This is a genomic window from Eubacterium sp. ER2, assembly GCF_000765215.1.
Lineage (GTDB): Bacteria > Bacillota > Clostridia > Lachnospirales > Lachnospiraceae > Claveliimonas > Claveliimonas intestinigallinarum.
Genome location: NZ_JPJE01000036.1, coordinates 1 through 18,835, shown reverse-complemented (window position 1 = coordinate 18,835; position 18,835 = coordinate 1). Strand labels below are relative to the sequence as shown.

At 51.5% G+C, this 18,835-nt stretch carries 17 protein-coding genes and 1 pseudogene; 14 read left to right on the top strand and 4 right to left on the bottom strand.

The features are described 5' to 3' along the window. Positions 1-12: 12 nt before the first annotated feature. The 3 genes from NI21_RS0112770 (at position 13) to NI21_RS0112760 (ending at position 2,043) form a co-directional block, all read left to right on the top strand. Positions 13-732 carry a HesA/MoeB/ThiF family protein gene (locus NI21_RS0112770; protein ID WP_033126593.1) on the top strand — a complete coding sequence of 240 codons (720 nt, stop codon included), beginning with the start codon at positions 13-15 and terminating at the stop codon, positions 730-732. A 9-nt stretch (positions 733-741) separates the two neighbouring features. After that, positions 742-1,677, top strand: coding sequence for an MOSC domain-containing protein (locus NI21_RS0112765; protein ID WP_033126592.1), 936 nt, complete (start codon positions 742-744; stop codon positions 1,675-1,677). A 72-nt stretch (positions 1,678-1,749) separates the two neighbouring features. Continuing rightward, the gene (locus tag NI21_RS0112760) at positions 1,750-2,043 is read left to right on the top strand and encodes a hypothetical protein (protein ID WP_033126591.1); all 294 of its coding nucleotides are present in this window, start codon (positions 1,750-1,752) and stop codon (positions 2,041-2,043) included. A gap of 73 nt (positions 2,044-2,116) precedes the next feature. Here the strand turns inward: NI21_RS0112760 and NI21_RS0112755 are convergent, their stop codons facing one another. Next, a complete protein-coding gene (locus NI21_RS0112755) occupies positions 2,117-3,034 on the bottom strand; it encodes an RluA family pseudouridine synthase (RefSeq protein ID WP_033126590.1) in 918 nt (305 codons plus the stop codon). A 260-nt stretch (positions 3,035-3,294) separates the two neighbouring features. Between NI21_RS0112755 and hrcA the strand changes: the two genes are divergently transcribed. From hrcA to dnaJ, 4 genes are all read left to right on the top strand, one after another. Beyond that, the gene (gene hrcA, locus NI21_RS0112750) at positions 3,295-4,338 is read left to right on the top strand and encodes a heat-inducible transcriptional repressor HrcA (RefSeq protein WP_033126589.1); all 1,044 of its coding nucleotides are present in this window, start codon (positions 3,295-3,297) and stop codon (positions 4,336-4,338) included. Between the two features lie 17 nt (positions 4,339-4,355). Beyond that, positions 4,356-5,042, top strand: a complete 687-nt coding sequence (gene grpE, locus NI21_RS0112745) for a nucleotide exchange factor GrpE (RefSeq protein WP_347562459.1) — start codon at positions 4,356-4,358, stop codon at positions 5,040-5,042. Between the two features lie 44 nt (positions 5,043-5,086). Then, complete coding sequence (gene dnaK, locus NI21_RS0112740) at positions 5,087-6,976, top strand: molecular chaperone DnaK (RefSeq protein WP_033126588.1); 1,890 nt, start codon at positions 5,087-5,089, stop codon at positions 6,974-6,976. A gap of 196 nt (positions 6,977-7,172) precedes the next feature. Then, positions 7,173-8,357 carry a molecular chaperone DnaJ gene (dnaJ, locus tag NI21_RS0112735; RefSeq protein ID WP_033126587.1) on the top strand — a complete coding sequence of 395 codons (1,185 nt, stop codon included), beginning with the start codon at positions 7,173-7,175 and terminating at the stop codon, positions 8,355-8,357. Positions 8,358-8,376: 19 nt separating this feature from the next. On the opposite strand, the gene NI21_RS0112730 is transcribed toward dnaJ, so the two are convergent. Continuing rightward, positions 8,377-9,402 (bottom strand): LacI family DNA-binding transcriptional regulator, encoded by a 1,026-nt coding sequence (locus tag NI21_RS0112730; protein WP_033126586.1) that lies wholly within the window; start codon positions 9,400-9,402, stop codon positions 8,377-8,379. Positions 9,403-9,687: 285 nt separating this feature from the next. On the opposite strand from NI21_RS0112730, the gene NI21_RS0112725 reads away from it, so the two are divergent. From NI21_RS0112725 to NI21_RS17110, 6 genes are all read left to right on the top strand, one after another. Then, positions 9,688-11,010: a sugar ABC transporter substrate-binding protein gene (locus NI21_RS0112725; protein ID WP_033126585.1), complete on the top strand. Its 1,323-nt coding sequence runs from the start codon at positions 9,688-9,690 to the stop codon at positions 11,008-11,010. A 3-nt stretch (positions 11,011-11,013) separates the two neighbouring features. Then, the gene (locus tag NI21_RS0112720) at positions 11,014-11,913 is read left to right on the top strand and encodes a carbohydrate ABC transporter permease (RefSeq protein WP_033126584.1); all 900 of its coding nucleotides are present in this window, start codon (positions 11,014-11,016) and stop codon (positions 11,911-11,913) included. Continuing rightward, positions 11,885-12,736: a carbohydrate ABC transporter permease gene (locus NI21_RS0112715; protein ID WP_033126583.1), complete on the top strand. Its 852-nt coding sequence runs from the start codon at positions 11,885-11,887 to the stop codon at positions 12,734-12,736. Before NI21_RS0112720 ends, NI21_RS0112715 begins: the two co-directional genes overlap by 29 nt. A gap of 6 nt (positions 12,737-12,742) precedes the next feature. After that, positions 12,743-13,846, top strand: a complete 1,104-nt coding sequence (locus NI21_RS0112710; RefSeq protein ID WP_033126582.1) for an ABC transporter ATP-binding protein — start codon at positions 12,743-12,745, stop codon at positions 13,844-13,846. A gap of 48 nt (positions 13,847-13,894) precedes the next feature. Beyond that, positions 13,895-15,223, top strand: coding sequence for a glycoside hydrolase family 32 protein (locus NI21_RS0112705; protein ID WP_033126581.1), 1,329 nt, complete (start codon positions 13,895-13,897; stop codon positions 15,221-15,223). A 65-nt stretch (positions 15,224-15,288) separates the two neighbouring features. Continuing rightward, positions 15,289-15,501 carry a hypothetical protein gene (locus NI21_RS17110; protein ID WP_242842866.1) on the top strand — a complete coding sequence of 71 codons (213 nt, stop codon included), beginning with the start codon at positions 15,289-15,291 and terminating at the stop codon, positions 15,499-15,501. 178 nt (positions 15,502-15,679) lie between these two features. On the opposite strand, the pseudogene NI21_RS17310 reads toward NI21_RS17110, so the two are convergent. Together NI21_RS17310 and NI21_RS0112695 are read right to left on the bottom strand one after the other, a co-directional pair. After that, positions 15,680-15,907, bottom strand: a pseudogene (locus NI21_RS17310) (YesL family protein); the annotation flags it as partial. A 57-nt stretch (positions 15,908-15,964) separates the two neighbouring features. Beyond that, positions 15,965-17,020, bottom strand: coding sequence for a substrate-binding domain-containing protein (locus NI21_RS0112695; RefSeq protein WP_033126579.1), 1,056 nt, complete (start codon positions 17,018-17,020; stop codon positions 15,965-15,967). A gap of 279 nt (positions 17,021-17,299) precedes the next feature. On the opposite strand from NI21_RS0112695, the gene NI21_RS0112690 reads away from it, so the two are divergent. Continuing rightward, positions 17,300-18,748 (top strand): DUF4975 domain-containing protein, encoded by a 1,449-nt coding sequence (locus NI21_RS0112690; protein ID WP_033126578.1) that lies wholly within the window; start codon positions 17,300-17,302, stop codon positions 18,746-18,748. Positions 18,749-18,835 lie beyond the last annotated feature (87 nt).

Sequence of the window (18,835 nt, the reverse complement as noted above, 5' to 3'; positions counted from 1 at the left end):
GAGAGAAGGCGTATGAGATATGACAGGCAAATCCTGATGGCGGAGATTGGAATTGAAGGGCAGAAAAAGCTGGGAAACTCTGTGGTGACCGTGGTAGGATGCGGCGGCCTGGGGGCGCCAGCCCTTGTCTATCTTGCTGAAGCCGGCGTGGGAACAATCCGCATGGTGGACGGAGACATGGTTTCTGAATCAAATCTGAACCGACAGTTTCTTTACTGGGAAGAAGATATCGGAAAGAAAAAAGCAGACTTGGCAGCGAAAAAGCTGAAAAAGATGAATCCACAGATTTGTGTGGAGGCCCTTTCATGTTATTTGACAGAAGAAAATGTAGATCAGATTCTGGGCAGTTCGGATATTGTCGTGGACTGTGTAGACAGTGTTGAGACGCGGATTCTTGTTGAAAGATATTGCCTTGCACAGGACATTTTTCTTGTAGAAGGCGCTGTGCATGGATTTTACGGATATGTGATGGATATTTCCCGGGAGACGGCCTGTCTGGAATGTATCGGGTATCACCTTGGAAAAAGCCCTGCGTTGGTGCCGGCGCTTGGCGCTGTGGTGGGAGTGATCGGATGCCTGCAGGCGGTAGAAGCAGTGAAAAGGATCCTGGGAGGTAGGGGACTTCTTCTGGGGACTATACTGCAGTATGATGGATTAAGCTGCGAATTTGACAAAATCGAGGTAGAAAAGGATCCCAAATGCAGGGCGCATATGTCCTGTAGGGAAGAGTAGGAGGATGTGATGGGAAGAGTGCTGGGAATCTGTATCAGCGAGAGAAGGGGTACGCAGAAAAAGGAAGTAGAGGAAGCTGTACTCAAGGAAAACTGGGGTATCGAGGGGGACGCCCATGCAGGAAACTGGCATCGCCAAGTGAGCCTTTTGTCTTTTGAAAAGATTGAAGACTTCCGGGCCAAGGGCGCAGATGTGGACTTTGGAGCCTTCGGGGAGAACTTGATCGTGGAGGGATATAACTTGAGAAAACTGCCGGTGGGCACCCGCTTCCACATCGGGGAGGCGGTCCTTGAGCTGACCCAGATCGGCAAGGAATGCCACAGCCACTGCGAAATATATAAGAAGATGGGGGACTGCATCATGCCAAGAGAGGGCGTGTTTGCCGAGGTTGTGAAAGACGGGCGTATCCACAGAGGGGATGAAGTGGAGATGGAGCTTCCGGCATCAGACCGCCCCTTTACAGCATCGGTCATCACCTTAAGCGACAAGGGGGCTGCGGGAGAGCGGGAGGACAGGAGCGGCCCTCTGGCGGCCCAGATGCTGGAGCAGGCGGGCTATGAGGTGAAGGAGCAGCTGCTCCTTGCAGATGGCATCGAGCCGTTAAAGAGCCAGCTCATCCGCCTGGCGGACCAGCGGCAGATGGATGTGATATTCACCACCGGCGGTACCGGATTTTCCCCCAGGGACTTAACGCCTGAGGCTACCAGGGTTGCCTGCGACCGGATGGCCGATGGTATTGCCCAGGCCATACTCAGCCACTCTCTGTCCATTACCCCCAGGGCCATGTTCAGCCGGGCGGTCTCCGGCATCCGGGGCGGTACTCTGATCGTCAACCTCCCCGGCAGTCCCAAGGCGGTGCGTGAGGCCCTGGAGTTCCTCCTGCCCCAGCTGGGCCACGGGCTTGAGGTCCTGCGGGGGACAGCGGGCGAGTGCGGGAGAAAATAAGGCTTGCCATACAGCGGCGAAAAGCGTACACTGATGCTAGAACGACAGCCCGGGCAGGGCAGGAGGAGAGAGATGAAGATTTACGACACAGTAAAAAAGGAAGACGTGGAGATTGCTGATTATAAGGAACTCATCAAGATCATGCAGGATGGACGCCAGGTGGATCTGTATCTGAAGGAGAAAAAGTCGGATGAGGACGGGTACATGACCTGGGATGTGGAGCACTGGTCCAGCATTGCCCCCAAGCGCTTTATCCGCTGCTATTCCCTGGAGGGAAGAGTATTGGGAGAGTCTACCGGACACAATATCTATGATCTGGACAATACTTTTAAGCCTGAGGAGGCTGCAAAGATCGAACTGAGCTAAAAGAGCGTGCTGAAAGCGGACGTGCAAAGAGAAGATCCCGGAGAAGAGAAAATGGTTCCGGGGTCTTCTTTTTTTACTCTTTTGAAGCTGGAGAGGACGATGTGACCCGGAGCACTTTTTGCATATCCTCCGGAAGAGGGGCAGTGAATTCCATAGGTTCCCCGGTCATGGGATGGGAAAAGGACAGCCGGTGGGAGTGGAGTGCCTGTCGGCTGATGTGCGTCATATCCGGATTGTACAGGTAGTCTCCAATGAGAGGATAGCCCAGATACTGCATGTGGACCCGAATCTGGTGGGTGCGGCCGGTTTCCAGCTTCAGTTTTACAAGGCTGTGGGGTCCGTAGTGCCCCAGCGTCTCGTAGTGTGTGACTGCCTCCTCCCCCTTTTCAAGATCCACCATCCGCTCGATGATGGAGGTGCCCTTACGGGCTAAAGGGGCACAGATGGTGCCGGCGGAGGGGGATACGTGCCCGGATACAATGGCCAGATACTCCCGCTCCAGGATCTTTTCTGCTGTCATGGTGGAGAGGATGCCGGCGCTGACCAGGTGCTTAGCCACCACCGTGAGGCCGGAGGTGTCCCGGTCCAGCCGGTTGGAGCAGCGGAAGATGAAGGGCTTTTCCTGCTCTTTGTAGTACCAGGCCAGGGCATTGGCCAGGGTGTTTGTGTAGTTGTTCATGGAGGGATGGACGGGCATGCCGGCGGGCTTGTTGAGGACGATGATGTCCTCGTCCTCATAGACGATATCCAGCGGCAGATGGATGGGCGGGATTTTTTCGGAGACGCCGGCCTCGCGGATGCGCACGGTCAGTGTGTCCCCCTCCTGGACCTGTCGGCGCATATAATAAGGTACACCATTTACAAGGATGCTCTCGGGCATCCTTTTTATGGAGGAAAGATTCTGGCGGGAGTAGCCCTTCCGCCGGAGCACCTGCTCCACCCGAAGGCCGTCCTCTTTATTCCCTATTATATATGAAATGGTCCTGTCCATCCTTTTGTCCTCCTTCTCGGTCCTGACCTCCTGTTTTTCTCTCGGCCCGGTCTGCAGCTCCGGTCCTCTGCGCGCCACGGGAAGGCGTGGTCAGAATCTGAGTATAGCATATAAAATAAGAATTTTCACAAATTTCCTGTAAAGTATAAAAAATTTGTAAATCCTGTTGACAAATAAAAACCATAGTGATACATTAGTAACCGTAGAGATTAGCACTCGTACCAAATGAGTGCTAACAATACAAAAAGGAGGCAGTAAGGATGCAGGCCAAAGATGGACTGGGTGAAAGAAAACTGAAAATCCTTCATGCGATCATCCAGAACTATCTGGAAACAGGTGAGCCCGTGGGCTCCAGGACCATTTCCAAATACACGGACCTGAATTTGAGTTCTGCGACGATCCGCAATGAGATGGCGGATCTGGAAGAGCTGGGATATATCCTGCAGCCCCATACATCAGCGGGAAGGATCCCTTCCGACAAGGGATACCGCTTATATGTGGATATGCTGATGGAGGAGAAGGAACAGGAGCTAAATGAGATGCAGGAGCAGATGCTGGATAAGGCAGACAAGATGGATCAGCTCCTGAAGCAGGCCGCAAGAGTCCTGGCGGCAAACACCAACTATGCGACCATGGTTTCCACTCCCATGAACAGCGCCAACAAGCTGAAGTTCATCCAGCTTTCCCAGGTGGACGATGAGCAGATCATTGCGGTGATCGTGCTTGGAGGAAATGTTATCAAGAACAAGATCATCAATGTAGATGAGCCGCTTGGCAATGAAAATCTCCTGAAGCTGAACATGCTGCTCAACACAACGCTGAACGGCATGTCCATAGAGGAGATCAATCTGGGACTGATAGCAAGGCTGAAGGAACAGGCGGGCATCCACAGCGCGGTGATCAGCGATGTGCTCGACGCAGTGGCGGACGCTATCCAGGTGGACGAGGATATGCAGATCTACACAAGCGGAGCCACGAATATTTTCAAATATCCGGAGCTCAGTGACAAGAAGAGCGCACAGGAGATCATCAGTGCCTTTGAGGAGAAGCAGCAGCTCACGGAGCTGGTCACGCAGACCCTTTCCCAGGAGGACAACACAGGCATCCAGGTGTATATCGGAGACGAGACGCCGGTGCAGACCATGAAGGACTGCAGTGTCGTCACCGCCACCTATGAATTGGGGGACGGCATGAAGGGAACGATAGGTATCATCGGGCCGAAGCGGATGGATTACGAGCATGTACTGAAATCGCTGAAGCACCTGCAGGGCGAGCTGGATGCGATTTTCCATAATAAAGAATAAGAAAGGTGGATGGACCCTTGGAAGAAAATAAAAACAATCAGGAAGAAGTAAAACAGGAAAAAAGCCAGGAGGAGATGGTAAAGGAGGCCGTGGAAGAGGCTAAGAAGACCGCCTCCGCCCAGGGGGATCCTGGTGACGGCGAGATTCCCGTTGAGGACGGGGAGAAGGAGGAGAAGGCCGGAGCAGACGGCCAGGAGGAGTCTGAGGAGGCTTCCCCGGAGGAAGACAAGGCCGAGGGGAAGAAGCTCTTTGGCAGAAAGAAGAAAGACAAAAAAGACGAGAAGATCGAGGAGCTGACAGATAAGCTCACAAGACAGATGGCTGAGTTTGATAACTTCCGCAAGCGCACGGAGAGGGAGAAATCCCAGATGTACGAGGTTGGTGCGAAAGATATCATAGAAAAGATCCTCCCCATCGTGGACAGCTTCGAGAGAGGCCTGGACGCGGTCAAAGAGGAGGAGAAGGAGCACCCCTTCATGCAGGGCATGGATAAGGTGTACAAACAGATGATGACCACACTGAAGGAGATCGGCGTGACACCGATCGAGGCGGTGGGCAAGGAGTTCGATCCCGCCTTCCACAACGCAGTGATGCATGTGGAGGATGAGAGCTTAGGCGAAAATATAGTAGCCGAGGAATTCCAGAAGGGCTACATGTACCGTGACAGTGTCGTGAGACACAGCATGGTGAAGGTGGCAAACTAGAAAGCTGACAAGTAAAATTAAAATATAACAGGAGGAATTACATCATGGGAAAAATCATAGGTATTGACTTAGGTACAACAAACAGCTGTGTAGCCGTCATGGAAGGCGGACAGCCGGTAGTTATCGCGAATACAGAAGGCGCGAGAACCACACCCTCTGTAGTTGCCTTTACAAAGACAGGTGAGCGTCTTGTGGGCGAGCCCGCAAAGCGTCAGGCAGTCACAAACGCTGAGAGAACGATCTCCTCCATCAAGAGAGAGATGGGAACAGACTACAAGGTAGAGATTGACGGCAAGAAATATTCTCCCCAGGAGATTTCAGCCATGATCCTGCAGAAGCTGAAAGCGGACGCAGAGGGCTACCTTGGCGAGAAGGTATCTGAGGCTGTCATCACAGTTCCCGCATACTTCAACGATGCGCAGCGCCAGGCCACAAAGGATGCCGGAAAGATCGCCGGCCTTGATGTAAAGCGTATCATCAACGAGCCTACAGCGGCAGCGCTGGCATACGGCCTTGACAATGAGAAAGAGCAGAAGATCATGGTATACGACCTGGGCGGCGGTACCTTCGATGTGTCTATCATCGAGATCGGTGACGGTGTTATCGAGGTTCTCTCCACAGCCGGAAACAACAGGCTGGGCGGCGATGACTTTGACCAGAAGGTTACAGACTACATGATCTCCGAGTTCAAGAAGATGGAGGGCGTGGATCTGTCCACAGACAAGATGGCTCTCCAGAGACTGAAGGAAGCTGCTGAGAAGGCTAAGAAGGAGCTTTCTTCCGCTACAACGACAAACATCAACCTTCCGTTCATCACTGCAACAGCAGAGGGACCGAAGCACTTTGATATGAACCTGACAAGGGCAAAATTCGACGAGCTGACACACGACCTGGTAGAGAAGACAGCAGAGCCTGTACAGAGAGCTCTCTCTGACGCGGGCATCACAGCATCTGAGCTTGGCCAGGTACTGCTGGTAGGCGGTTCCACACGTATCCCGGCTGTACAGGATAAGGTAAAACAGCTGACAGGCAAGGAGCCCAGCAAATCCCTGAACCCGGACGAGTGCGTGGCACTTGGGGCTTCCATCCAGGGCGGCAAGCTGGCAGGCGACGCAGGCGCAGGCGATATCCTGCTTCTGGATGTCACACCTCTGTCACTGTCCATCGAGACAATGGGCGGCGTAGCTACAAGGCTGATCGAGAGGAACACGACTATTCCTACAAAGAAGAGCCAGATCTTCTCCACAGCTGCGGACAACCAGACAGCCGTTGACATCAACGTAGTACAGGGTGAGAGACAGTTCGCAAAGGACAACAAATCTCTCGGCCAGTTCAGACTGGACGGCATCCCGCCGGCACCCCGTGGAATACCGCAGATCGAGGTTACATTCGACATCGACGCAAACGGTATTGTAAATGTTTCCGCTAAGGATCTTGGAACAGGAAAAGAGCAGCACATCACCATCACAGCCGGATCCAACATGTCCGAGGAGGATATCGACAAGGCTGTGAAAGAGGCGGCTGCCTTCGAGGCACAGGACAAGAAGCGCAAAGAGGGCATTGACACAAAGAACGACGCCGACGCTTTCGTATTCCAGACAGAGAAGGCTCTCGAGGAAGTGGGAGACAAGATCGACGCCTCCGAGAAGGCCGCTGTTGAGGCTGACTGCAAGGCTCTGAAGGAATTACTGGAAAAAGTAAACATGGAAGATATATCCGACGCGCAGATCGCTGAGATCAAGGCAGGCAAGGACAAACTGATGCAGAGCGCACAGAAGGTATTTGCCAAGATGTACGAGCAGGCAGGCGCAAATGCAGGCGCAGGCGCAGGCCCGAACCCGGGAGCAGGAGCCGGCGCTGACACAGGAGCAGGAGCTGGCCCGGAGGGCTACGGCAGCGATGACGTGGTAGACGGAGATTACAAAGAAGTCTAAGAGACAGGCGGAGCTGTCAGGCAGGCCTGAACCAGGATAAAACCTTGTAAGACTTCAAAGGAAAATCGTTCTGCGGAATTCGAAGGGTGGAGGGTTCCACTTCCTGCGGATCCCGCAGAACTTTGTCTGCATGTACTGCACCCGTGTGGAGGGCATGTACGGCATTTCCCTGAATAAAACGAAAGGTTGATAGAGAATGGCAGAGTCAAAGAGAGATTACTACGAGGTGCTGGGCGTCAGCAGGGACGCGGACGAGGCAACTCTGAAAAAGGCATACAGGAAGGTGGCAAAAAAGTACCATCCTGATATGAATCCCGGAGATAAAGAGGCGGAGCAGAAATTTAAAGAGGCGTCGGAGGCCTACGCGGTCCTGAGCGATCCGGAGAAGCGCCGTCAGTATGACCAGTTCGGCCATGCTGCCTTTGAGGGCGGCGCCGGCGGAGCCGGAGGCTTCGGAGGATTTGATTTCAGCGGCGCTGATTTCAGTGACATCTTCGGAGACATTTTCGGCGATCTGTTCGGCGGAGGCCGGCGCGGAGGAAGGACAAATCAGGGTCCCATGAAGGGGATGAACATCCGCAAGAGCGTCCGCATCACATTTGAGGAGGCTGTGTTTGGCTGCGAGAAGGAGATTGAGGTTGTCCTCAAGGATCCCTGTCCGAAGTGCAACGGGACAGGGGCCAAGCCGGGTACATCCCCCCAGACCTGTCCAAAATGCGGCGGCAAGGGCCAGGTTGTCTACACCCAGCAGTCCTTCTTCGGCACAGTGCAGAACGTACAGACATGTCCGGACTGCCACGGCAGCGGACAGATCATCAAGGACAAGTGCCCGGACTGCGGCGGAACCGGCTATATTTCCAGCAAGAAGAAGATCGCTGTGTCCATCCCGGCGGGTATTGACAACGGACAGAGCGTCCGCATCCGCGAGAAGGGAGAGCCGGGCGTAAACGGCGGCCCGAGAGGAGATCTGCTTGTGGAGGTGGCAGTGTCTCGTCACCCCATCTTTATGCGGCAGGATATGAATATCTTCTCCACAGTGCCCATCTCCTTTGCCCAGGCAGCTCTGGGCGGAGACATCCGCATCAAGACCGTGGACGGCGATGTGGTGTACAATGTAAAGCCGGGCACAAAGACAGACACAAAGGTCCGCCTGCGGGGCAAGGGCGTTCCCTCTGTGCGCAATTCCCAGGTGAGGGGCGACCACTATGTGACGCTGGTCATCCAGACGCCTGAGCACCTGAGCGCTGAGGCAAAGGAAGCCCTGCGGCAGTTTGACGCCCTCTCCGGCAACACATTGAACCAGACGCCGGAGGAGCTGGAGAAGCACAAGAAAAAGAAAAAAGGCTTTATGGATAAAGTAAAGGAGGCTCTTGATGATTAGTCATCAGGGCCTCCCCTTTTTATATGGTCGTGTCCCTCCGGATCAGCACCGGCGGGATGACTCTGTGGACCGGTTCCCTCTGGGGGGCCGGTCTTCTCTTTTTCCGCTCAGCCATCTGCTCAGACAGAAGCTTCATGGCCTGGTCCGCGATGACAGAGACCTGCTGTCCCACGGTGCTGATGGGGATGACCGCCTCACGGGAGATGGGAGAGTTGTCAAAGCCGATGATCTGGTAGGTGTCCGGCAGCCGCCCGTATTTCTGCATGAGGGTGTTGAGGAGCACGTTGGCGTGGGTGTCGTTGGGCATGAAGACTCCCTTTTTCTGTGTGGGATATTTCTCCTCCATATAGTCGATCAGCTCCAGCACCTTTGCTTTGTTCTCATCAAAGGTATCCCCCATGTGGGTCAGGATGAGCTCGTAGGGGACCTGGTTTTCCCGGCAGGTGTCCTCGAAGCCGTGGACACGGCCGGAGGCCGGGACAGTGTCTGGCATTTGCGCGTTCACGTGGATCAGGATGTCGCAGCCGCTTTTTCGAAGAAGGCCGGCAGCCTGGACGCCGCCCATGTAGTTGTCTGTGTTGACGCTGGAAATGAACGCGTCCTCCCGCTCGATCCCCACCACCGGGACGTGATAGGAGGCCAGCTCCTGGGAGGAGATGGTGGGGCTTAAGATGATCATGCCCTCTATATTGTAGGCCAGCAGCTCCTCAATGTATTTGCGCTCCACGTCAGCCCTGGCGTTTCCCGAGAAGACGAGAAACTTGTAGCCGTATGTCTCATAGGTGGCCAGGATCTGGCTGAGCATCTCCGAGTAGTAGTGCATGTACAGGTTGGGGATGATGATGCCCACAAACTCCGTCTGGCCGCTGGCCAGGATACGCCCCACCTTGTTCTCCTTATAGTCAAGCTCCACCAGGGCGTCCGCGATCTTCTGCTGGTTCTCTAAAGTGAGAGAGTCCGGATTGTTGAAGTACCGGGAGATAGTGGTCTTGGAAAAGCCGGTGTAGGCGGCTATGTCTGCAAATGTCACTTTCTTTGCCTTCATATAATTTCAAATCCTCTTTTCTTTGGCTCCCAAGAGGGAGAAGGTTAAATACTGCTTGTAGTATAACAGAAAAAAGGGCGCATTATCAATAAAGTAACCGGTAACAAAACCGGTTTTGTGAAAGGTGTACAAAAAGAGAAGGGAAAAAATGTCAGAAGCGACGAAAGTCTATTTTTCTGTTGGCATCCCGTTCCGTGAGAGATATGATTGCATTAAAGGAACCGGTAACTTAACCGGTAACTGAAACGGTTATACTAGAGATCATTTTATAAAGGAGGAGATGTAATGAAGAAATGGAGGCTGTGCCTGACCGGCGTGGTCCTGGCGGCGGCCTGTCTCACCGGCTGTCAGCAGAAGGATCCGGAGCCGGGGGAAGTGGCAGGCTATGACGAGGGAGAGGAGTACCTCTCCATTTGGGTCCACTCCATCGAGGACACAGAAGAGGGACAGGCCTACAAGGAGTCTGTGGACAGCTTCAACGAGGCCTACGACGGAAAGTATTTCGCGGACATTGAGTTCGTGCCCAGAAACGACAGCGGAGGCGGCTATTCAGACAAGGTCAACGCCTCAGTCATGTCGGGGGGACTGCCGGACGTGCTCACTGTGGATGGGCCCAACATTTCAGCCTACGCGGCCAACGGGATCATCCAGCCCCTGGCGGACCTGACCGAGGAGGAGGAGAGCGCGTATCTGCCCTCCATCATCGAGCAGGGGACAGTAAACGATGAGCTGTATGCCCTGGGAGTCATGGAGTCCAGTGTGGGCTTCTACTACAACAAGGACATCATCGAGGAGGCGGGCATCGAGATACCTGATGCAGACCATCCCTGGACCTGGTCCCAGTTCCTGGATATTCTGGAGGAGCTGAAGCCCCTCATGGACGAGAAGGACGGCTATCCGCTGGATATGACATTCCCGGTAGGCGAGACAAGTATCTATTACTATGCCCCGTTTGTCTGGTCAGGCGGCGGAGAGCTGGTCAGCGACGACGGGCTGACAGTGGACGGATATTTTAATTCAGACCAGACTAAGGAGGCCATGGAGTTCTTCCGGACTGTCGTAGAAAATGGCTATATGTCCGAGGCTCCCATTGACAAGCTCTTTGAGAGCGGACGGGCTGCCTTCAAGTTCGACGGGGCGTGGGAGGTCAACACCATCTACACAAGCTACCCGGATTTCAATCTCGGTGTGGCGCCCTACGTTGTAAGTGATAACTGGGACGGCGGCACCTACACCCCCACAGGCTCCTGGGCGTTTGCAGCCTCTTCTGAGGCGAAGGACATCGATGCGGCCACAGAGCTTGTCAAATGGATGAGCGGTGTGGACAGCGGGATCCGCATCTGGGATATGACAAAGAACTTCCCGTCTACATACGAAGCATTTGAAAACATCGACGTGTTCCAGACAGACGAAAATTACAGCGCCCTGTATCAGCAGCTCACCAACTACGGACACCCGAGACCGAAGACGCCGGTTTACCCCCAGGTGAGCACATGCTTCCAGGAGGTGCTGGAGAGTGTGGCTCTGGGAGGCAAGGACGCCCAGACCGAGCTGGATAAGCAGGTGGAACGGATCGATCAGAAACTGGAACGTTATACAAGGGAGTAAAGGATGAAAAAGAAAAATTCAATTTTGGGAATGGCGTTTTTCGGCCCCGCGCTTGTGCTGCTCACCATATTTCTCTTTCTGCCAATGGTGCTCACATTCGTGTTCAGCTTTACCGACTACTTCGCTCTGAACCCGGAGCTGACCCACTTTGTGGGACTGGAAAACTATTTTAATATTTTTAAGGACGAGCTTTTTGTACAGTCATTTTTAAACACAGTCAAATTTGTCATCATCATCGTGCCCTGCCAGTGCATCGGCGCCCTGGTGCTGGCGCTGGCTATCAACAAGGCGGCACACTGCAAGAAATACTTTAAGGTGGCATTTTTCGTACCGGTAGTCATGTCCCTGGCTGTTGTCTCCACCCTGTGGATGCAGATCTACAGCCCGGAGGGTATCCTGAACACGCTGCTGGCAAACTTTGGCATTGACGCCCAGCCCTTTATCCACAGCGCCAGCCAGGCGCTGCCCTCCATCGCCATCATGAGCGTATGGCAGGGAGTGGGATACCAGATGATCATTTTCCTGGGAGGGCTGCAGAACATCAACCCGGCCCTCTACGAGGCGGCGGAGATGGATCACGCCAGCGCCTGGCAGAAATTCAAGGACATCACTCTGCCGGAGCTGAAGCCCCTGTGTGTGTTCGTGTTCATCACAGTCACCATCGGCGCGTTCCGCATGCTGGTACAGCCCATGGTCATGACCGGAGGCGGACCGGACCACTCCACCTACACCATCGTGTACGACATTTACGAGACCGGCACCGTGAACTGGGAGATGGGACTGGCGTCCACAATGGCCATTGTATTTACTGTATTCGTAGTCATTCTGACAATCATCCAGAATGTACTGACTAAGGACAAGGAGGAGAAAAAGCATGGTATCAAAAAAGCAAAAGCGAATTAACTGGATCCTGGTAGCTGTGCTGCTGGTGCTTTCCATCTTCTTCCTGTTCCCGGTGATCTGGATGCTGGCTAACTCCTTCAAGCCGGACGCGGCCATCACGGCGGACATGAACTCCATCGCGGCCTTTATCCCGCCGGCGCTGGACGGAAGCTTCTTTGACAACTACATAGAGATCATTACAAACACAAGCTTTCTGAGATACATGGGGAACACTCTTCTCTACGCGGCTATCCTGATCGTGCTCGGTATCATCGTGAACGGCCTTGCGGGATATGCCCTGGCGAAGATCGACTTTCCCTTCCGGGAGCAGTGGCTGCTGATCATCATGATGCTGCTCATCGTGCCCACAGAGACGGTCATCACGATCCATTTCCTGATCATCGCCAAGGCGGGACTTTTGAACACCATCCTGGGCTATATACTGCCGTCCATCGTCAACCCCTTCAACATCTTCCTGTTCCGGCAGGTGTTCGTAAGCCTTCCGGACGACGTGTACGAGGCGGCCCAGCTGGACTTCTGCGGACCTGTGAAATATTTCTTCACCATGGTCATCCCGATGTCCAAGACTGTGGTGGCGACAGTCAGCGTATTTACATTCCTGAATGTGTGGAACGACTACCTGTGGCCGGCACTTGTATTTACATCCAGCGATATGCTGACAGCCCAGATCGGTCTGAACTCCATCACGTCAAATGAAAATACTACCATGGGTCAGACCCTGGCGGTCATCACGCTTGTAACAATCCCTGTCATCATCATCTACTCTCTGTTCTCCAAGCAGATCGTGGAGGGTGTGACATCAACAGGTTCAAAGGAAGGATAAGAGAAGATGAGTTTTATAGAATTTAAAAATGTATGTAAAAGGTATCCCGGATCAGATAAAAATACAGTGGACAATTTAAATCTCAATATCGAGGAGAAGGAGTTTATCGCTTTCGTAGGTCCCTCCGGATGTGGAAAATCCACCACCCTGCGCATGATCGCCGGCTTTGAGGAGATCACAGGGGGAGAGCTCTTTATAGACGGAAAAAAGGTGAACGAGGTGGCGCCCAGAGACAGAGGCATCGCTATGGTGTTCCAGAACTATGCTCTCTATCCCCACATGACTGTGGAGAAGAATATTGGCTACGGCCTGAAGAACATGAAGATGCCGGCTGATGAGATCAAGAAGAAGGTGGACTGGGCCATTGAGATGCTGGGACTGGAGGAGTACCGCTACCGGAAGCCAAAGAACCTCTCCGGCGGCCAGCGCCAGAGGGTTGCCCTGGGGCGGGCCATCGTGAAGAACCAGAAGCTGTTCCTCATGGACGAGCCTCTCTCCAACCTGGACGCCAAGCTCCGTGTCAGCATGAGGACGGAGATCAGCAAGATCCACAGACAGCTGGGAGCCACCACCATCTACGTCACTCACGACCAGGTGGAGGCCATGACTATGGCGGACCGCATTGTCATCATGAAGGAGGGCGTCATCCAGCAGGTAGGCAGGCCCATGGAGCTCTATGACCACCCGGTCAACCAGTTTGTGGCAGGCTTTATCGGTTCTCCCCAGATGAACTTCTTTGACGTGACAGTGGAAAATGATACTGTGAAATTCAGCGACGGCAATACCATCACCCTCTCCGAGGGAACGGTAAGGAAGCTGAACGGCCGACAGGGAGAGATGATTCTCGGTATCCGCGGAGAGGACATCAAGATGGACGCCCAGAATATGGAGATCAACGGCGAGAACAGACTTCACGCAGTCATCACGGACACAGAGGTTATGGGAAATGAGAACAACCTGTATTTTAGCTTTGGCGGAGCCCAGGCAGTGGCCAGAGTGTCCAAGTACGAGATCAGCCAGATCGGCGACAAAATTGATTTCGTGTTTATGCCCTCCAAGATGCATTTCTTTGACAGAGAGACAGGTGTGAACTACACGGAGATGCAGTAGAAGGGCTGACAGAAAAAAAGAAAAACTACTATTTATTACGGAGGCAGTATGAAAACGCAGAGATTACACTTGAAGGCGCCGGACAACTGGGTAAACGACCCCAACGGCTTTATATACTACAAAGGATACTACCATCTGTTTTATCAGTATTTCCCCTATGGTCCCCGGTGGGGGACCATGCACTGGGGCCATGCGGTGAGCAGGGATCTGGTGAACTGGGAGCACAAGGATATGGCTCTGTATCCCACCATGCGGGAGGACCAGAACGGCTGCTTCTCCGGAAGCGCGGTGGAGGAGGACGGAAAGCTGTACCTTGTCTACACCGGCGTCCGGTATGAGGTGGTAAATCCGGAGGATCCCCACACATGCCTGAACGAACAGTTCGAGTCAGCCCAGCTCATGATCTCCTCGGAGGACGGCTTTCAGTTTGACAACGAGAACGGGAAAAAGGTGATCATCCCGCCCATCACGGACCCGGCCATCGGGGACCGGACCCACACGAGGGATCCCAAGGTATGGAAGAGCGGGGACCACTGGTACCTCGTCCTTGGAAGCACTGTGGAGGAGAAGTACGGGGAGGTGCTCTTCTACCGGAGCGACGATCTCCACACATGGACCTACGTGGACAAGGCCTTCAAGGGCCCTGAGTTTGGCTGGATGTGGGAGTGTCCGGACTACTTTGAGACAGAGGGAGGCAAGGTGCTGATCCTCTCCGCTATGGGCTTTTTGAAAAACGGGGAGAAGGAGAAAAACCAGTCCATCTGCTTCCATGTGGAGTTTGATCAGGACTCCTGCCGGATGGAGATCCCGGATGCGTACCAGTTCCTGGACTACGGCATGGACCTGTACGCGCCCCAGACCACACTGGACAGGGAGGGAAGACGCGTCCTCTCCGCCTGGGTCAGGATGCCCAAGGTCACAGACGAGGGCTGGATCGGCATGTTCTCCACCCCCAGGGTTGTGGAGATGGAGGACGGACACATTTTCTTCCGCATGCACCCCAACGTGCGTGCCGCCTACTCGGAGGAGATACCGGCAGGCTCCCAGAGGGCCCAGGACGGCTACCTGATCTCCCTTGACCTGGAGGACGGGGAGGAGCTTGATGTGGGCGGATTTGTCATCCGCCGGGAGGGCGACCGGATCTGCACAGACCGAAGCGCCGTGTTCCCCGCCTTCCAGGGAGCCCATATCCACTCGGAGACGCCGGCCCTGAAGGGGGGCTTCCACCTGGACGTGGTGGTGGACAAGAACCTGGTTGAGGTCTTCGTGAATGACGGAGAGTACGTGATCACCAACGCTGTGTACGGCCTGGAGGACCAGATCGGGTACAGCGGTGAGGGAAAGAAGATGCGGATTTTCACCGGAAGAGAGAACTGATGAAAGACTGCCCCTCCTAGACAGATGAAGCAAAATGCTGGAGCTGTTTAGGAGGGGCTTTTACTATGGAAAACTTTTTGACATACACGTTTACAGTTCAATGTTCTCTCTCTTTAAGGCCTTCAGCAGCAGGAAAGAATGGGCGAGAGAAATTAATGAAAATCCTACTGTCAGAAGGAATGAAAGGATCCATTTCACTTCCCCTGGAAATAGTAGAAAGCATCCGACTGGGAGCAAGGAGATACACAAGCAAACCAAGCTGGTGGGGAGATGCTTAAATGCCAGATAGAAAACATTGCGTAAGGCATTTTTCAGTGTCCTTCTGTATGGCTTTGGAAGAATGCTGATATAAAGTAAAAAAACATACAGACAAAACAGAAATAACAGTTGCAACCAGAAAAGAACTATACCAGCAGATCCTTTGTGTAAAAAAGGAAGTGTTCTGAGATTAAGAACGCATATACAGACACATCCTGTTGAGAGAAGTCCAGCAAGTCCATTGGGATACAATCCCTGCTTCAGGTTGCGAAAAAAATCCTGGTGTATATACGATTCTGTATGTTCGGTTATCTGCATGGCAGTCTGATAAAGAGCGCAGAGAGCTGTTCCCACAGTGACAATCGGAAGGCAGCTGATGATAAATAAAATATTCAGCAGGATTATATCTGCCAGACGGGTGAACATAGAAAAAAATTTCCCGTTTATATCAAAAATATGTTCCATTTGGGTCCCTCCTCATCTCTATTTTGTGGAGTCACGTATGAACAGTTGGGTGCTGTACTCTGAATATACTTTCGGTGAATCAGGATATTGGATGCGCTCAAGCATCTGCCGTGCAGCAGCTATGCCCAGGTATTTTTTGGGCGTATAAATAGTGGTCAGCGAAGGGACAATACGCTCGGATGCGGGAATACCATCAAAACCTACTATACTTACGTCTCTGGGAATCTGATAGCCCAATGCCTGGAGCGCATATATCAGTTGAATAGCTGTCCAGTCGTTGCCGCAGATGAAGACATCTGGAAGATAAGGCATATCCTGTATTTTTTTGATGACAAACTGAAAATCTCTGAAATCTTCAGATGTCTCATGCAAAAGACAACAGGCCTGCTCAATCTCTAGATGGTGGTCTGACAGACATTCACAGAGAGCTTCGTATCTTTCCTGAAATCCCCGTCCCACGTTTGCTGAATATAGGTCTCCGATAAAGGCGAATTTTTTGGAACCTTTTTCAATCATCTGGCTGACAATCGTATATACATTTCTTTTATTTTCCATCGTGATCACGTCAATATGTTCCATGGCGCTTGTATATTTCTTTGGCATATCAACTGTCACAATGGGCAGGCCATACTTTAGCAGTGCGTTGCACACGGTTTCATCACAAATCTCCACCATAATAATGCCTTTGATAGAAGGATCTTCTATTGCATTTGGAAATTCCAGCTTTTTCAGGTCACTTTCAGACATAATTCCAATGACCAGGTGGTAATGAGCAGCTGAAAGAATGGATTCTATGCCGGTCAACACAGTTGTCCAGAATTCGGAATCGGTTGCATATGTTCTTGTGAGAAAAAGGATGGATCCATTTGTTACCGGAGATTCAGGAATCTCCTCTTGTTTCGGCAATTGACTTAGAGTGTCCGGATCAAGTTTTTTGTAATTTAGTTCTTTTGCTTTGGCTAGAACAATCTGTTTTGTTTTGTCAGAAACATCGCTACTGTTTTTCAACGCCTTTGCGACGGTATTTCTTGAAAGACCGAGCTCTTCTGCTAGTTGCTTAATTGTGCATTTCATGCATTCACCTCCTGCGCATATTCTAACACGAATTTTCTCATAAGGAAAGAGAAGTTTGAAATAAAAACAAAAATGCACAAAACGCACAAAAATAGTAGAACAAATTATAGAAAATATACAAAACAAAGGCTTTTTTTATATGGAAAAGGGAGGAAAAAAGGAAAAAGAGGACAAATAATTGAAAATAAATAGTGCATATGGTAATATATATGCACAGAAACAAAAAAAGAAATGCACGAAATACATAGTGCAAAATGTGCATTTTAGAAAGGAGTGAATATGGAAGAGTTACTTTATCAACCAAAGGACGCCTGGGTAGGAGACCTTATACCCTATTATGATGGCGGAATGTTCTATGCGTTTTATTTGCATGATCCGAGAAAAAATCCTGAAGAATATGCAGAGGAGACGACGTGGCATCTTGTAAAGACAAAGGATTTTGTGAATCTGGAGTATAAGGGTGAGGCGATAAAGAGAGGGGGAGAGAAAGATCCAAATTATAATATTTATACGGGGTCTGTTATAAAGGACAGGGACGGAATATATCATGCGTTTTACACGGCATATAACAGTCGTGTAATGATAAATGGAAAGAGTATTCAGTCGGTCATGCAGGCGACAGGCCCGGATCCTGAACATTTGGAAACTGTTGAAGATTTCATTTTTACAGCAGATGGAGAACTGTACGAAGAGTTTGACTGGAGAGATCCATATGTTTTTTGGAATGAAGAAGAAAGCTGTTACGATATGCTTTTGGCAGCTCGTATAAAGGGATCAGGCGAACGGAGAGGAGGATGTGTGGCTCTGTGCAGGTCAAGGGATCTTATGCACTGGAGTTACGAAAAACCTTTCTATGCACCGGGAATGTATATCACAATGGAGTGTCCGGAAGTTTTTAAGATGGGAAAGTACTGGTATCTGGTCTTTTCAACATTTTCAGATCGTTTTGCCACTCATTACCGTATTGGCAGGAGCTTGAACGGAGAGTGGGAGATCCCGGAAGAAGACTTGTTTGATACGCGTGCGAACTATGCCATAAAGACCGCCTCTGATGGAAAAAAAAGATATGCTTTTGGATGGATAGCAAGCAAATATGAAAATCGGGATTTCGGCCCATGGGAATGGGGAGGAACGATGGCTTTTCACGAGCTTATACAGGATCCGACAACAGGCCGTCTTGGGACAAAGATGATCAAAGGTATACAGGAGTCATTTCAACATGAGGAGAAAGATCTGCAGATAAAAAGCTATCAGGGAGAGATCAGACAGGAGCAGGATGGAATTTGTCTTGCCGGCAGAACGCTGGGGGCGGCCATGTATCCGCTGTCATCGGAGTGCTTTCTGGCAGAATTTGATGTGGAGGTCCGGAAAGCATCAGAATTCGGGATTTTAGTGCATGCAGACGAGATGATGGAAAAAGGGTACTTTCTCAGAATGGATCCTCAGAAGGGTACAGCTGCATGGGATATGTGGCCCAGATCTGAAAAAGGATTTTACCAATGGCAGATAAAAGGAGATGTTCCCTGCCAGATCGAGACAGAAAGAAAAATCCCACATAATGATATATATCATATCCAGCTTCTGAAATATAAAGATATCTGTATAGTCTACATCAATGAGGAGACGGCACTTTCCTGGAGAATGTATGACCATAAAGGTGGAAATATTGGAGTATATGTTATCCAGGGCGAAGTAAAGGTGAAAAATTTTCATTTGTTAAAGAGATAGCAATTTGGTGATATGTCAAGAGGTGATAAAAAAAGATTTCAATGAAAACAGATAAAAAAGGGTACAACAAATAGGCCTGCGACAAAA

What these genes read in the sequence shown, in the direction of transcription:
- NI21_RS0112770 (WP_033126593.1), top strand. Translation starts at nt 13, where the DNA reads ATGAGATATGACAGGCAAATCCTGATGGCGGAGATTGGAATTGAAGGG.
- NI21_RS0112765 (WP_033126592.1), top strand. Translation starts at nt 742, where the DNA reads ATGGGAAGAGTGCTGGGAATCTGTATCAGCGAGAGAAGGGGTACGCAG.
- NI21_RS0112760 (WP_033126591.1), top strand. Translation starts at nt 1,750, where the DNA reads ATGAAGATTTACGACACAGTAAAAAAGGAAGACGTGGAGATTGCTGAT.
- NI21_RS0112755 (WP_033126590.1), bottom strand. Translation starts at nt 3,034, where the DNA reads ATGGACAGGACCATTTCATATATAATAGGGAATAAAGAGGACGGCCTT.
- hrcA (WP_033126589.1), top strand. Translation starts at nt 3,295, where the DNA reads ATGCAGGCCAAAGATGGACTGGGTGAAAGAAAACTGAAAATCCTTCAT.
- dnaK (WP_033126588.1), top strand. Translation starts at nt 5,087, where the DNA reads ATGGGAAAAATCATAGGTATTGACTTAGGTACAACAAACAGCTGTGTA.
- dnaJ (WP_033126587.1), top strand. Translation starts at nt 7,173, where the DNA reads ATGGCAGAGTCAAAGAGAGATTACTACGAGGTGCTGGGCGTCAGCAGG.
- NI21_RS0112730 (WP_033126586.1), bottom strand. Translation starts at nt 9,402, where the DNA reads ATGAAGGCAAAGAAAGTGACATTTGCAGACATAGCCGCCTACACCGGC.
- NI21_RS0112725 (WP_033126585.1), top strand. Translation starts at nt 9,688, where the DNA reads ATGAAGAAATGGAGGCTGTGCCTGACCGGCGTGGTCCTGGCGGCGGCC.
- NI21_RS0112720 (WP_033126584.1), top strand. Translation starts at nt 11,014, where the DNA reads ATGAAAAAGAAAAATTCAATTTTGGGAATGGCGTTTTTCGGCCCCGCG.
- NI21_RS0112715 (WP_033126583.1), top strand. Translation starts at nt 11,885, where the DNA reads ATGGTATCAAAAAAGCAAAAGCGAATTAACTGGATCCTGGTAGCTGTG.
- NI21_RS0112710 (WP_033126582.1), top strand. Translation starts at nt 12,743, where the DNA reads ATGAGTTTTATAGAATTTAAAAATGTATGTAAAAGGTATCCCGGATCA.
- NI21_RS0112705 (WP_033126581.1), top strand. Translation starts at nt 13,895, where the DNA reads ATGAAAACGCAGAGATTACACTTGAAGGCGCCGGACAACTGGGTAAAC.
- NI21_RS17110 (WP_242842866.1), top strand. Translation starts at nt 15,289, where the DNA reads ATGGAAAACTTTTTGACATACACGTTTACAGTTCAATGTTCTCTCTCT.
- NI21_RS0112695 (WP_033126579.1), bottom strand. Translation starts at nt 17,020, where the DNA reads ATGAAATGCACAATTAAGCAACTAGCAGAAGAGCTCGGTCTTTCAAGA.
- NI21_RS0112690 (WP_033126578.1), top strand. Translation starts at nt 17,300, where the DNA reads ATGGAAGAGTTACTTTATCAACCAAAGGACGCCTGGGTAGGAGACCTT.